Here is a 12,599-nt window from a genome sequence, read left to right as displayed (position 1 = left end):
CCCGAAAGGTGCGCGGAAAGAGGCTCCGGCCGGGAGGTTAAACGCTTTGTATGACGCTTCCAGGAAAAACGTTGACAGCGCTTTTTGGCGACGGGTGTGTCGTAAAAGCGTCGATCTTTATGCTTTTTGATGGAATCGTTAGCTAATTTTCGGCAATGAGCGTCTTCGGGTCGTGAGGCGAGCGCGCTTCGACCTACAGGCGCGCTTGCACGCGTTCAGGACGGCAATGCGTCGTAAGCGGTGGCCAGGTGATACGGCGTGGTGGACGGCATGTCGGCACGCGCGACGTCGCCAGCCGGCGTTTTGCACTCGAACCAACCCGCCGGACGCAGGAAGCGCTGCTCGAAAAGCGTGATCTGGCGGGGCAGCGCGGCGCGTACGGCCGCGTCGTCATGACTGGCGAGCGCGCGCAGATACTCGGTTTGCGCCCAGATCCGCTGGGTGGCGTCCTTGATCTGGCCCGCTTCGTCGAGCGATGCGTACACGCCGCCGGTTGTCTCGTCCACGCCGAGTTGTCGCGCAAATGCAAAAGCGCGCTGCAGCGATTCGACGAGGCCCGAATCGTCGAACAGACCGCCTGCCTGCCTGACCAGCCAGAACCATTCGAACTGGTGGCCGGGTTCGAGACGGTTGTCCGCCGCGTCGATCGGCAATTCGGCGATGCAACCCGTCGGCGCATGCACGAAGTGCCGCGCGACGGCGCCCGCGAGGCGCCGCAAGGCGGCGTCGAACGCGTTGTCGCGGGTGGCTTCGCGCGCCGCGAGCCATGCTTCGGTCAGATGCATCAGCGGATTCTGGACCGGCGTACCGGTGACGCGGCCGAAGTCCGCGCTGAGTGCGGCGTTGAACAGATCGTCGTCGGCGGCGAATTGGGACTGGATCAGCGCCGACGTGCGATGCACCGTCTCCAGCGCGTCGGGGTTGCCGTGGCGTCGGCCGAATTCGGCGCAGGCGAAGACGACGAAAGCGTGGGTGTAGAGGTCCTTGGTGGTGTCGAGCGGAGCGCCTTGCGCGTCGACGCTGTAGAACCATCCGCCGTTCCGCGTGTCCTGAAAGGTGTGCATCAGCGAATCGAACAGCACCTGGGCGTGTCCGGCGTCGCCCGCCTGCGAGAACACGAACAACTGCCGCGCGCACGCCATCGCCCGATAGCGCTCGGCCGGCAGCGGCTGGCGATTCTCGGCACTCACCGCCTCGTACGGCAGTTTCAACGCGGTATTGAAACCCGCGCCGCGCCACATGGGCAACACGACGTTCGCGAAGTGATCGCGTAGCGCGGCGGCGAGAGCGACCGTCGAGCCGGCGGATGGGTTCATGCTGTGCATAGTCATTCAGTGGATCAAACACGGTATGGCGAAGCGGCGCCGGATTGTATCGGCGGGCCGGGCGTTGGCCCGGCGTCTGCAACTGCGGGCGCCGCAACGGCGGGCGCCGCAAAGTGCGGCTTAGGATAAAGCAAACGGGTCGGCTTGGCACTGCGGCCGGGAAGCGGCAATCGCTTCGAATCATGAAAGACAAGGAGGAAAACGATGTTGGGGAATCTCGAACTCATCTCCCGGCTGGTACTGGCCGCCGCGCTCGGCAGCGTGATCGGCTTCGAGCGGGAGCGGCTCTCGTGGGCGGCGGGGTTGCGCACGCACATGCTGGTCTGCGTCGGCTCGGCGCTCATCATGATCGTGTCGGCCTACGGCTTTGCCGAAGTGCTGACTGGCGAACACGTGGTGCTCGATCCGTCGCGGATGGCCGCGCAGGTCGTGTCGGGCATCGGCTTTCTCGGCGCGGGCTCGATTCTGCTGCGCGGCGAGATCGTGCGCGGGCTGACGACCGCAGCGAGCTTGTGGTCGGTGGCGGCGATTGGGCTGGCGGTCGGCGGCGGGCTGTACACGGCGTCGATCGCGGCGACGATCATCATTCTGATCATCCTCGCCGGCATCAAGCCGCTCGAGCGCCGCTTCATCACCGTCAAGCAACGGCGTCAGGTGTCGATGATCGTCGAGCGCGGCAGCATGACGTTCCACTCGCTGCACGACGAACTCGGCGCCGCGAGCCCACGCGTCAAGCAATTCGTGATGCAGCAGAGCGACGACGCGCCCGAGTGCGACGAGGTCATGATTACGCTGCATCGCGTGTCGAACACGGAATACGAGGCGATCTGCTCGCGCTTGCGGCAATTGCATGGCGTCAGGCAGTTCCGGCAGGACGAAGTGTCGTCCTGAAAAGGCGAAAATCGTCGGCGAATGGCTTCGGCGGGCATGGGCGGCCATGCGACAATGCGGTCTCGAAAAATTCCAACGCATTGACGAGCGGTGCTCGGCGCCCGCTTTGCGGCGACGACCGCTTTTTTCTCTATGGCAGATTCCGCAGCATCCACGCAGTCCCGGCCTTCGCGCGCCGCTTCGAAGAAGCGACGCCAGGCCACCGTCTCGACCGAAACCGAAAACAAACTGGCGCGCGCCGCGCGCTCCGCGCGACGCCTCGCGCAACTGAGCGACGCCGCTCGCGACGACAGCACGCTCGACCTGTTCCCCGACGATCCCACCCGCGCGACGCTGGAAGCGATGAACATCGACATCCGGCAGGGCACGCTGCACGGTTTCGAGTTGCCGGAAGTGGTGCTGGCCGCCGTCGGCGTGATCGACGCGGGCGATGGCGCGCTGATGGACGCGCGCGTGGCGCGTCGTGGGATGCGGGTGGCGAAGCCGGAAGAGCCGACGCCGGTGCCGGTGAGTGGGCTGTTGAGCGGGCTGGAGATGGAGCCGGGGTTCGGGGTCAGCGGGGAGTTGCCGCTGACGGCTGCGCATGAGGCGGCGGTGGAAGCGGCGCTGGCGGATGCGAAGCCGGCGGGTGAGGTGGACGCGGGTGAGAAGGAGGGGAAGGTCGCGGGTGTGGCGGGGTCGACTTCTGTTTCTGAGGCTGGAGCGAGGTCGGCTGCTTTGGCTCAGTCGGCTTCGTCGCCTTCGTCGGCGAAGCGGGATGCGGCTGTGCCGCTCACGCCCGCCATGGCCGCGGCGACCGTCGCGCGTAGCGTGACCGCGTTGCGCCAGGCCGCCGAGTCGGCTGCGGGCAAGGATGCGAAAGACCCGTCGACGGCCACAGCGGCCTCGAATGCCACAAAGCCGGCCGACGTCACGCCGACGCAGCGATTCGACGCGACGTTCGGTAAAGCGGCCGCGGCGGCGCGTGAAGGCGCTGTGGATGCGGGCGCGATTGGCGCGAGTAGCGCGAGTAGCGGGACGGCGGCGCGCGAAGGCAATGTGGCTGCAAATGCGACCGCAAACTCAAACCCGAACCCAAGCCCGAACGACAGCACGGCGGCCAGCGCGAATGTCCATGCGGACGTCGTCGGTGTGAAAGCGAACGCGATCGCGAATGTGGTTGCGGGTAAGGGCTCTGACGCAGTCGCCGGCAACAACGTCGGCACGTTGCCGGGCGTGAAAGCGAATACGACCATCGAAACGACGTCTGGTGCAAACGCACGTGAGAAGTCGGGTGTGACGGGCGGCGCGCGTGCCGGTGGTGTGAACACGGGTCCGGTGAACGGCGGCCCGAAGGTCGGCGCAGTCGACGGCGCGTCCGCCCAACAAAACGCTGCTGCGACAATCGGCGCAGGCGCGTCAACCGCACAGGCCGCGCTGAAGTCATCCGCCGCCGTCTCGACCGCCACGGCATCCGCTGACGCCCAACCGGGCGTCAGCGCGTCGCTCGACGCCGCCGCGTCCGCGCAATCGAACCCGGCGTTCGCCGAGTCCTGGCGCGAGGCGCGCCGCGCCGAAGCTGCTGCCGCGGCATTGCGCGCCGCGCCGGAATTGGATCGCGCGCGGGCGACCGCCTTCGCGGATACCGTCGACGCGCTTTACGGCGTGATCGCCGACCAGCGTCGCGCGGCGGACGATCACTCGCGTCGCATGAAGTGGTTGCTGCCGGTGGTGGTGGGCGCGCTGCTCGGGACGGTCGCGATCGGCATCACGCAAACCGTGCTGCTGATGCGCCTCACGCGCGAAACCACGGCACAGCAGCAACGCATCGAACAGTTGATGCAGAGCCAGCAGTCGGCCATGACGAATCTGCTCGATACGCATAAGGCACTGGCTGATGCCGTCGCCGCAAACGCTGCCGCAGCGTCGGCCGCTTCCGCTACGCCTCAGCAGACCGCTGCCGCACCGGTTCGCGCGAAACGTACGGCGCATGCCGCGCAGCACGTGCACAAGCCGAAGTCGGCTGGCACGCACTAACTCGTTGAAATCGACGGCCGACGCGCCGTCGACCCGCTGATGGTCCGTCCGCGTGCAATGCGCGGCACTTCAGGGATCAACACACAAATCCTCATGCTTTTAATGCCACGGTTAGCCGCGCCGGGCGCCCCGCTCTTCGGCGCTCGCACGATCGCTTTCCCGGCGTTTCCTAGCCGATTGCCGCCAACCTCAGCCCCAGAGCGCCACTTTCCCTCCCGGCCCCAAATCTCAAAAAACGGGGACGTTGTCATGGTGCGACGCACCATCTAAAAACACGTTGTGACAACGCACCACACCCCAGAAATTGCTGCATTGCACTAGCTTTGTCCTAGGGAAAACCCTATAATCTCTTCTTAAGGGAAAACCCTAGTCAATGCAGTAACCAACCGGGAGTCGCCATGAGCTTCATTTTCGCTTTGTTCCAAAAGGTCAGCGACCTCTTTGCGTCGCCTCATCTGCCGCTGGATTCGGACTACTCGTATGAAGCGCGTAGCCGTGAAGCGGACCGCGTGCGTCGTGCACAGTCCACGTTGTTCGGCATCAAGCTGAGCGACTAAAGAGGTCGTAGAGGCCTGAGCGCGGACTACCGCGTACAGGCGCGCGTTTCGGGCGCGCACTATTTGAGCCACAGTTCGCGAAATGCGTACCGTGGCTTTTGTTTTTTGGCCGACGATTCGCGACTGGCGCGTCACCGAATATTTCCTGGCCGAAATGAATGTAACGGCGGCTGACAGGGTGCTGACACTTACCTTGCCCGATCCCGCGCGCATGGCTTTGCAGGTGCGTCTTGAAAGCGATTCCACGCATCATTCATCGGTCCCCATCATTGAAACCAGCGCTTACAAGTGCTCACGTCTTCACGCGGTTTGGGCCGCTAAAGTTGGTCTCAAGCGTACGGCGTCTGGTTGAGCCTGCCACCGCAGGTCGCGGTCGACCGCACTGGACGCTAGCCTGGATACCAAACTTTGATGGGAGGTCACTATGAAAACCTTTAACAAGACATCGCGTTCGATCATTGCGACGCTGCTCGCCGGCGGCGCGCTGCTGGCAGCCGGCAGCGCCTTCGCTCAGGAACGTGTGTACGGCGAACCGCAGATGATCCCGGTGGGCGTGTCGATCAACATCGGCTGGCACGGCGATCGTTATTACGACGGTCATCGCTACTGGGCGCATGACGACTGGATGCGTCATCACCCGCACGACTACGATCCGCATCACCACGACGACCATCGTCCGCCGCCGCGCTATTAATGCGCGCATGACGACGCCGCTTCGTGCGGCGTGCAATCCACAAAGCCGGTCCTTCCTCGCGGAAGACCGGCTTTGTCACGTTTGGGCGGCCGTTTGCCAGTGCGCAAGACAAATGCGCGAGACAAATGAGCAAGACAAGGACGGGAGACAAAGCCGCAAGACAAGAGCCCATGAGCCCCCCCGCAAAAACATCCGCCGCAGACCGCGCCCGCGTCAACGCGCGGTTCGACGCGCTGCGCTATGCTGCCTAGCTTTCATCGACGGTAATGGGGAACGGCGTGGACAAGGCAGCGATAGGCATAGTCGGCACGGGACTGATGGGCGTCGGCATCGCGACGCAAAGCGCGTTGCATGGCCACCGGACGCTCGTCCACGACGTCGATCCAGCGCGTCTTGCAAGCGTCGCGCCGAAAGCGGAAGCGGTGCTCGACGAGCTGATCGACGCCGGCCGCATCGACGTTGCCGCGAAGCAGGCAGCGCTCGCGCGCATCGAAACGCACGCGCAACTCGATGCGATGGCCTCGGCGCAATTCGTGATCGAAGCGATTCCGGAAGTACTCGAACTGAAGCATCGGCTGTACGAAGCGCTGACGCCGTTGTTGTCCGCCGATGCGATTCTCGCCAGCAATACCAGCGGCTTTCCGCCCGACGCGCTGGCCGCGCCGTTGCAAGCGAAAGAGCGTTTTCTGATCGCGCACTTCTGGAATCCGCCGCACATGATTCCGCTGGTCGAGGTCGTGCCCGGCACCGCGACCGCACCCGAGGCGACGCAACGCACCGCGGACCTAATGAGCGCGATCGGCATGGAGCCCGTCGTGCTGGCGAAAGCGATTCCGGGTTTCGTCGGCAATCGGTTGCAGTTCGCGGTGCTGCGCGAGGCGCTGAATATCGTCCGCTCCGGTGCGGCGACGCCGGATGTGGTCGATCGCGTGATGAAGGCGTCGCTGGGACGGCGCTGGGGAATCGTCGGGCCGTTCGAAGGCGCGGACATGGGCGGCCTCGATACCTTTCTCGACATTGCGTCGCATCTGATGCCGGAGCTGGCCAAGGATGAGGACGTGCTGGATCTTCTGCGCCGCCAGGTCGAAGCGGGACGCGTTGGTGTGCGGACCGGTGCCGGATTCTATGACTGGGACGATGCGCATCTGAATCGCGTTAAGGCAGGCCGGAAACGGGTGATTGGTCGAGAATAATCAAATTGCGTCATTGGCCGTAATTGGATTGAATATGTAATTTGACGGGGATGCGAATTCGACCGCAGTCGTAAATAACCTGATGCCGCAAACCATGGAACAACGACGGTCTACCGCACAGTGAGTCCGGAAGAATATTCTTCAGTAGTGAGGATCGGGAGCGCAAAAATCTGGAGCTCGTGTGATGGTTAAAGCTGGAGATGTATTTGCTATCAAGACTGCGAACGGGGACGCATATTTCCAGTTCGTGAAGAAGATTGCTCCCATGGGCTCGTTGATCCGGGTGCTTCCAGGTACATTTCCAGATCAGCCGCTGGAATGGGATGGGCTTATCGATTGCGAAACAAATTTCTGGATATTCTTTCCGGTCACTGTCGCACTAAAGCAGGGGATTGTGCGAAAAATCGTGCATCGTCCGATACCAGAACATGCTCGTAAGCCGCCCATCTTTCGAGCGGGTGTCGTGGATCCGTCGACCAGCAAGGTTGAGACATGGTGGCTGTGGGACGGAGAGAAGGAATGGAAGATCGGTACTCTCACCGATGAACAACGACGGCTACCTATAAGAGGTTCATGGAACGATACGTTGCTCGTTAAGCGGATTGAGGATGGTTGGCTTCCCGAAAAGGATCCGCGGTAGCGGCGTAGCGGCATGCAATAACACTCACCTATGAAAAACTATCGGACGAATTTCCCGCGAAACTATGGCCATCCAGATATCGTACTAGCGCTCAACCTGGGCCTTGACGCCCAAGCGAAGTGGTTACTGTCGTACTTTGAGGATGAGATTCAGCGCGGAGTTGTGTTTCGTCCAGACGAGACGGTTCAGATCGGGTGGACGCTCGTGAAGCTGACGACAGATGCGCAAGGCGATCTGGAAATATGGGAGCCTCGGTTCGATGTCATGCCTGTCACGTGGATTCGAGGGGCGAATAGCACCGTCCGCGACCTCATCCTGCAGAGAGAAGTGTGCGCACAAGTCGACATTGAGCCGAGCTTTCCATCCTTAAGACAGTCAGGCATCATTTCTCCGGATTTTCTCGGCGCATCGGGTGAGTTTGTCATGACCCGGGATGAGTCCAGCGGAAACGATTCGGGTTGGCTGTTTCGTGAGGAGGCGTATCAAGGGTCCAACGGCAGGCATTGCTCATTGTTCGAGATCGCAGTTAGCCATCAGAAAATTATTCCTTTTTTGGCGCTTCCGGCTGGCGCGACTGTTGTATGTTCGCAGGACAGTATCCGCATAACGTACGGTTCCACCGAGATATCTTCCGTCTCGAACGAATTCATCGGCAGGGCTTTGATAAGGTAGAACCTCTGCGGAACCTGGATGCCAAGACTTGATGGAAAGTAAAGGACGCTCTGTGGAATGGCCGCTGTTTATCTGGACAACCGCAAGAACCAACTCATCAGAATTGGATAAGCGAATGTTCGTCGATTTTGAATTGAACTATTACCTTGGTGAACTGCCACAGATTGACGTGGATTGCTAACTTACGTTTACAGCATTACCGGGACCATCTGGGCACGAGAAAGCCTGACGTACCAAGTGTATCGTTGGTCTGATCGCACTGTTCGGGACAGTTTTGTCGCCGCATTACTTACGAAATAGCAGGAGTAGTTCGTCAGATTTCGCGTATGAACTCAACTGCAACAGCATCGGTCAGCCAGACATCGTTCTCAGCTAGAAAAAACTTGAAGCCACGTTGATGCATTCGCTGAGCTTCAATTTTCAACACGACGGGTTTGCCGTACCGTTGCCCCACAGACAGAGCCGTAGTCATGTCCTGCGACAGATGCACATGATGACGAGCACCTGCTTTCAGGCCTTCTTCAAAGATAGACGCGAGAAAACGCGTCGCCGTGCCATGGTAAAGAACTTCAGGGGGTATTTGCTCGACGTATTGCCGCTGAACTGTTGAAGTCGAATGCCCTTGTACTGCGCGGATGCGTTGACCGTCCTCGGAAATCGCAAATCGCTTTTTATCATTGGTCGCGACGACCTCCCGAATGATTGCATGATCGAGTACTCGTCGCTGCCCGGCGGCTCCAGCAATCAAACAATCAATGTCGGCCCACCCTTCTGCATCGAGATGTAATCCGATAGTCTGCGGTTCATGACGGAGGATGTAACTAAGGAACTTGCTGGTTTCGTCGAGTTGTTTCTTGTCCATATGAATTGATGGTGTCATTGCGTTTTAAGAGCGGCGCGCCTTGAACACGGAAATTCTGACACCCCCGTCATCCATGCGCTTATCGCCCGCCTCATACAGTCCCTAGACTGTATCGCACGAATACAAGCGATAGCCTGTAAATCACGGCAACAATCTAAAGCCTGTAGAACTTGCCACCAATCCCTCCCCAGCAAACCCCGCCTCTCTGCGGTATAACTACCCCTCCTCACCCCACAGCCCCCGCCCATGCCCCACCACTTCTACAACCCCGCCAACGGCCACAACCTCCCGCACGACCCGTTCAAAGCCATCGTCGCCCCGCGCCTGATCGGCTGGATTTCCTCACGCGACGCCGAAGGCACGCTCAATCTCGCGCCCTACAGCTTCTTCGGTGCGTTCGCGAGCTCGCCGCCCATCATCGGTTTCAGCAGCGAGGGCCGCAAGGACAGCATCGCCAACATCGAAGCCACCGGCGAATTCGTCTGGAACCTCGCGTCGAAACCGCTCGCGGAGCAGATGAACCGTTCATCGGCATCGGTCCCGTCGCACGTCGACGAATTCGACCTCGCCGGACTCACGCCCGCGCCAGGCCGCAACGTGAACGTGCCGCACGTCGCCGAGTCGCCGGCCGCGCTCGAATGCAAACTGTTGCAGGTCATACGTCTGCACACGATAGACGGCGCACCGATGGACAACTATCTGGCGCTCGGCCAGGTGGTCGGCGTGCACATCAACGACGCGTATCTGAAAGACGGTCTGTTCGACACGCACGCCGCGCAGCCGATCATGCGCGCGGGCTACCGTGCCGACTACGCGGAAATAGGCGACATGTTCCAGATGATCCGCCCTCGCGCATAACCCTGCAAAAGCTGCGCTAAGCCGCACTAAGCCCTCCGCACCGACCCTCGCAAACCCCGCGCAACTGGCCCGCTTGATGCTTGCAACCGACGCTCCACCGCGTCGTTTTCACCAGCCGGCTCACTCACCAGGAGCGCGATCATGTCCACCGAATTCGCCACGCAGTTCAGCCACATCCGTCCGCAAGACACGTCCTACGAGGATCAGGGCTTGCGCGACTTCTTTCTCTACCGCGACCTGGGCATCGCGCAGGCGACCGGCGGCAAGGTACTCGCGCAGCTCGTGAAGGCGAATCACGCACCAGAGCAAGGCACCGGCTGGCACCGTCATGAGGCCGATTTCCACATCGTGATCATGTTGAAGGGTTGGGCGCGCTTCATGTACGGCGACAAGGAGACGCTCGTCGCCGCCGGCGATTGCGTGCATCAGGCGCCGGGCATCGTCCACTATCTGTTCGATTACTCGGAGGACATGGAGTACATCGAGATCGTGTCGCCGGCCGACTTCAAATCGATCGACGTCGACGGTCCATGCGATGTACCGGCCGTGACGCCTTGGAAAAGCGTGGCGGCTTAATTAATCCCCACCACCAGCGCTAGCGTCATCGCCGAGCGAAGCACCGGTCACCGGCACATCATCCGCCACCGCTGCCGCGGCCGGCGCGGCCGCTGTCATCTCGGCCGCCGTCGCCGCGGGCACCGGCTGGATCGTCCGTGCCTTCGAACTGACCATCACCGCGCGCGGTTCGTTGTCGTAAATCACGGCGCGTACGCGCGGATAGATCTGCCGTTCCCAACGCCGTCCGTTGAAGACGCCGTAGTGTCCGACACCCGTCTGCACGTGATGCGTCTTCAGATACGGTCTCAACTTGTCACACATATCCTGCGCGGCAAGCGTCTGTCCGACCGCGCAGATATCGTCCTTTTCTCCTTCCACGGTCAGCAACGCCGTGCGCCGGATTGTCGACGGTTCGACGAGACGTCCCGCGACCTCAAGCGCATGCAACGGCAGCGCGTGCCGCTGAAAAACCGCATCCACGGTCTCCAGATAAAACTCGGCAGTGAGGTCCATCGTCGCGAAATACTCTTCGTAGAAGCTGTGAATCGTGTCGGCCTTCGCGGGATCGCCTTTCGCGCGTTCGTAGTACATCGTTTCGAACGAGTCGAGATGACGTCCGAGATTCATCGACATGAACGCGGTCAACTGCACGAAGCCCGGATACACGCGACGCTGCGCACCCGCGAAACCGAACGGCACCGCGCTGATCAGGTTGCGTTCGAACCAGTCGAGCGGTTTGCTTTTGGCGAGTTCGTTGACGCGCGTCGGGTTGATCCGCGTATCGAGCGGCCCGGCCATCAGTGTCATGCTGGCGGGCTGCGCGGGGTGATCGTCCGCAGCCATCAATGCGACGGCGGCCAGTGCGGCGACCGTCGGTTGGCACACCGCCAGCATATGCGTGCCAGGCCCGATCGCATTCGTAAAGTCGATCACGTGCCCCACGAATTCGTCGAAGCCGAAGCGGCCTTCGCCAAGCGGTACATCACGCGGGTTGTGCCAGTCGGTGATGTACACGTCGTGTTCGGCGAGCATCGTGCGCACGGTGCCGCGCAACAGCGTGGCGAAGTGCCCCGACATGGGCGCGATCACCAGCACGCGCGGTTGCCGCGTGGAGAGCGTAGCGTCCTTGCGGAAATGCAGCAGCGAGCAGAACGGCGTACGTGCGGCCACTTCCTCGACGATTCTGACCGGCTTGCCCTCGCTGACCACACTGTCGATATCGAACGGCGGCCGCACGGGCGTGAGCCCGGCGAGCGTCATCAACTCGCAGGCCGCGCGCAGCGATCGTCCTTGCGACGTTGCGCCGATTGCAGGCCACGTGTCCAGCGAATGCATCATCAACGCCGCGCCGTGACGCATCGGCAGCATCATGTCGGCAAACGCCTGGTAAGCGGGATAGGCGAGCAGGTTCATAACCTTCGCACGCGCCTGAAGAGAGTGGAGTGAGCCCACTGCAAGGCAAGTCATGTGCCAATCGCACCGGGACACGCGCTCAACCGTTGTCACGCATTGGCATAGCATTTGCGCGTGTAGCGACAACGGGCCGGAATTGCCGCGCTTTGGTGCGCGCACGCACGGCAGCGTGCATGCGCGACCTCACGCGTCGCGCGGATGTATCGCGATTGCGTCGAGATGCGTCATCAGGAGGACATTCGTATGGCGAATACCACGCTCACCATCAGCAGCAAGAACTATTCGTCGTGGTCATTGCGCGGCTGGCTGCTGACGCGCTTCAGCGGCTTGCCGTTCGACGAGATCGTGATGCCGATCGACGACCCCGCCGCGCGCGCCGAATTGTTGCTGCTCTCGCCATCGATTCTGGTGCCCTGTCTCGTCCACGACAGCATCAAGATCTGGGACACGCTGGCCATTGCGGAATACCTGAACGAACTGAAGCCGGATGCCGCGCTCCTGCCGAAGGACCTGCGCGCGCGAGCGCATTGCCGCTCGATCTGCGGCGAGATGCATTCGGGTTTCGCGTCGCTGCGCTCGGCCTTGCCGATGAACCTGAAAGCGCACTTTCCGGGTTTCAAGGTCTGGGCGCGCGCGCAATCGGACATCGACCGCATCGTAACGATCTGGGGCGACTGTCTGAAACAGTACGGTGGCCCGTTTCTGTTCGGCGAGCGCAGCGCGGCGGATGCGATGTACGCGCCGGTCGTCACGCGTTTCGTGACTTACGACGTGAAGCTCGATCCGGAGATCGTCGACTACGGGCAGCGCATCATGGCGCTGCCCGACATGCGGGAGTGGATTGCCGGCGCGCAGCAGGAAGTGGAAGAGATCGACGAACTGGACGTCGAGTTTTAACGCCCGCATCCATCAATGCGAGC

14 protein-coding genes are annotated in these 12,599 nt (G+C 61.6%); 11 read left to right on the top strand and 3 right to left on the bottom strand.

What is annotated here, in order from left to right:
- Nucleotides 1–215: 215 nt before the first annotated feature.
- On the bottom strand, nucleotides 216–1,325 hold the full coding sequence (locus LFL96_RS26870) for an AGE family epimerase/isomerase (protein WP_281003870.1): 1,110 nt from the start codon (nucleotides 1,323–1,325) through the stop codon (nucleotides 216–218).
- Nucleotides 1,326–1,529: 204 nt separating this feature from the next.
- On the opposite strand from LFL96_RS26870, the gene LFL96_RS26865 reads away from it, so the two are divergent.
- From LFL96_RS26865 to LFL96_RS26830, 8 genes are all read left to right on the top strand, one after another.
- Nucleotides 1,530–2,216, top strand: coding sequence for an MgtC/SapB family protein (locus LFL96_RS26865; protein WP_281003731.1), 687 nt, complete (start codon nucleotides 1,530–1,532; stop codon nucleotides 2,214–2,216).
- A 132-nt stretch (nucleotides 2,217–2,348) separates the two neighbouring features.
- Entirely contained in the window at nucleotides 2,349–4,232 is a 1,884-nt protein-coding gene (locus LFL96_RS26860) for a hypothetical protein (RefSeq protein ID WP_281003730.1), read from the top strand.
- A gap of 398 nt (nucleotides 4,233–4,630) precedes the next feature.
- On the top strand, nucleotides 4,631–4,789 hold the full coding sequence (locus LFL96_RS26855; protein ID WP_281003729.1) for a hypothetical protein: 159 nt from the start codon (nucleotides 4,631–4,633) through the stop codon (nucleotides 4,787–4,789).
- Nucleotides 4,790–4,880: 91 nt separating this feature from the next.
- Complete coding sequence (locus LFL96_RS26850) at nucleotides 4,881–5,141, top strand: hypothetical protein (protein ID WP_281003728.1); 261 nt, start codon at nucleotides 4,881–4,883, stop codon at nucleotides 5,139–5,141.
- A gap of 72 nt (nucleotides 5,142–5,213) precedes the next feature.
- Nucleotides 5,214–5,483, top strand: coding sequence for a hypothetical protein (locus LFL96_RS26845; protein WP_281003727.1), 270 nt, complete (start codon nucleotides 5,214–5,216; stop codon nucleotides 5,481–5,483).
- A gap of 317 nt (nucleotides 5,484–5,800) precedes the next feature.
- Nucleotides 5,801–6,676 carry a 3-hydroxyacyl-CoA dehydrogenase family protein gene (locus tag LFL96_RS26840; RefSeq protein WP_281003869.1) on the top strand — a complete coding sequence of 292 codons (876 nt, stop codon included), beginning with the start codon at nucleotides 5,801–5,803 and terminating at the stop codon, nucleotides 6,674–6,676.
- A gap of 184 nt (nucleotides 6,677–6,860) precedes the next feature.
- Nucleotides 6,861–7,316 (top strand): hypothetical protein, encoded by a 456-nt coding sequence (locus LFL96_RS26835; RefSeq protein WP_281003726.1) that lies wholly within the window; start codon nucleotides 6,861–6,863, stop codon nucleotides 7,314–7,316.
- A 30-nt stretch (nucleotides 7,317–7,346) separates the two neighbouring features.
- Nucleotides 7,347–7,988 (top strand): hypothetical protein, encoded by a 642-nt coding sequence (locus LFL96_RS26830; RefSeq protein WP_281003725.1) that lies wholly within the window; start codon nucleotides 7,347–7,349, stop codon nucleotides 7,986–7,988.
- 313 nt (nucleotides 7,989–8,301) lie between these two features.
- Here LFL96_RS26830 and LFL96_RS26825 read toward each other — a convergent pair whose 3' ends face one another.
- Nucleotides 8,302–8,850, bottom strand: a complete 549-nt coding sequence (locus tag LFL96_RS26825; protein ID WP_281003724.1) for an RNA 2'-phosphotransferase — start codon at nucleotides 8,848–8,850, stop codon at nucleotides 8,302–8,304.
- Between the two features lie 246 nt (nucleotides 8,851–9,096).
- Here LFL96_RS26825 and LFL96_RS26820 point away from each other — a divergent pair, with 246 nt between their 5' ends.
- Nucleotides 9,097–9,708: a flavin reductase family protein gene (locus LFL96_RS26820; protein ID WP_281003723.1), complete on the top strand. Its 612-nt coding sequence runs from the start codon at nucleotides 9,097–9,099 to the stop codon at nucleotides 9,706–9,708.
- 141 nt (nucleotides 9,709–9,849) lie between these two features.
- A complete protein-coding gene (locus LFL96_RS26815) occupies nucleotides 9,850–10,284 on the top strand; it encodes a cupin domain-containing protein (protein ID WP_281003722.1) in 435 nt (144 codons plus the stop codon).
- Here the strand turns inward: LFL96_RS26815 and phaZ are convergent, their stop codons facing one another.
- On the bottom strand, nucleotides 10,285–11,679 hold the full coding sequence (gene phaZ, locus LFL96_RS26810) for a polyhydroxyalkanoate depolymerase (protein WP_281003721.1): 1,395 nt from the start codon (nucleotides 11,677–11,679) through the stop codon (nucleotides 10,285–10,287). It lies immediately after the preceding gene.
- A gap of 243 nt (nucleotides 11,680–11,922) precedes the next feature.
- On the opposite strand from phaZ, the gene LFL96_RS26805 reads away from it, so the two are divergent.
- Complete coding sequence (locus LFL96_RS26805; protein ID WP_281003720.1) at nucleotides 11,923–12,576, top strand: glutathione S-transferase family protein; 654 nt, start codon at nucleotides 11,923–11,925, stop codon at nucleotides 12,574–12,576.
- Nucleotides 12,577–12,599: the final 23 nt, after the last annotated feature.

The sequence above is a fragment of the Paraburkholderia sp. D15 genome (assembly GCF_029910215.1).
Lineage (GTDB): Bacteria > Pseudomonadota > Gammaproteobacteria > Burkholderiales > Burkholderiaceae > Paraburkholderia.
This window is presented reverse-complemented; position numbering and strand designations above follow the sequence as displayed.

What these genes read in the sequence shown, in the direction of transcription:
- LFL96_RS26870 (WP_281003870.1), bottom strand. Translation starts at nt 1,325, where the DNA reads ATGCACAGCATGAACCCATCCGCCGGCTCGACGGTCGCTCTCGCCGCC.
- LFL96_RS26865 (WP_281003731.1), top strand. Translation starts at nt 1,530, where the DNA reads ATGTTGGGGAATCTCGAACTCATCTCCCGGCTGGTACTGGCCGCCGCG.
- LFL96_RS26860 (WP_281003730.1), top strand. Translation starts at nt 2,349, where the DNA reads ATGGCAGATTCCGCAGCATCCACGCAGTCCCGGCCTTCGCGCGCCGCT.
- LFL96_RS26855 (WP_281003729.1), top strand. Translation starts at nt 4,631, where the DNA reads ATGAGCTTCATTTTCGCTTTGTTCCAAAAGGTCAGCGACCTCTTTGCG.
- LFL96_RS26845 (WP_281003727.1), top strand. Translation starts at nt 5,214, where the DNA reads ATGAAAACCTTTAACAAGACATCGCGTTCGATCATTGCGACGCTGCTC.
- LFL96_RS26840 (WP_281003869.1), top strand. Translation starts at nt 5,801, where the DNA reads ATGGGCGTCGGCATCGCGACGCAAAGCGCGTTGCATGGCCACCGGACG.
- LFL96_RS26835 (WP_281003726.1), top strand. Translation starts at nt 6,861, where the DNA reads ATGGTTAAAGCTGGAGATGTATTTGCTATCAAGACTGCGAACGGGGAC.
- LFL96_RS26830 (WP_281003725.1), top strand. Translation starts at nt 7,347, where the DNA reads ATGAAAAACTATCGGACGAATTTCCCGCGAAACTATGGCCATCCAGAT.
- LFL96_RS26825 (WP_281003724.1), bottom strand. Translation starts at nt 8,850, where the DNA reads ATGGACAAGAAACAACTCGACGAAACCAGCAAGTTCCTTAGTTACATC.
- LFL96_RS26820 (WP_281003723.1), top strand. Translation starts at nt 9,097, where the DNA reads ATGCCCCACCACTTCTACAACCCCGCCAACGGCCACAACCTCCCGCAC.
- LFL96_RS26815 (WP_281003722.1), top strand. Translation starts at nt 9,850, where the DNA reads ATGTCCACCGAATTCGCCACGCAGTTCAGCCACATCCGTCCGCAAGAC.
- phaZ (WP_281003721.1), bottom strand. Translation starts at nt 11,679, where the DNA reads ATGAACCTGCTCGCCTATCCCGCTTACCAGGCGTTTGCCGACATGATG.
- LFL96_RS26805 (WP_281003720.1), top strand. Translation starts at nt 11,923, where the DNA reads ATGGCGAATACCACGCTCACCATCAGCAGCAAGAACTATTCGTCGTGG.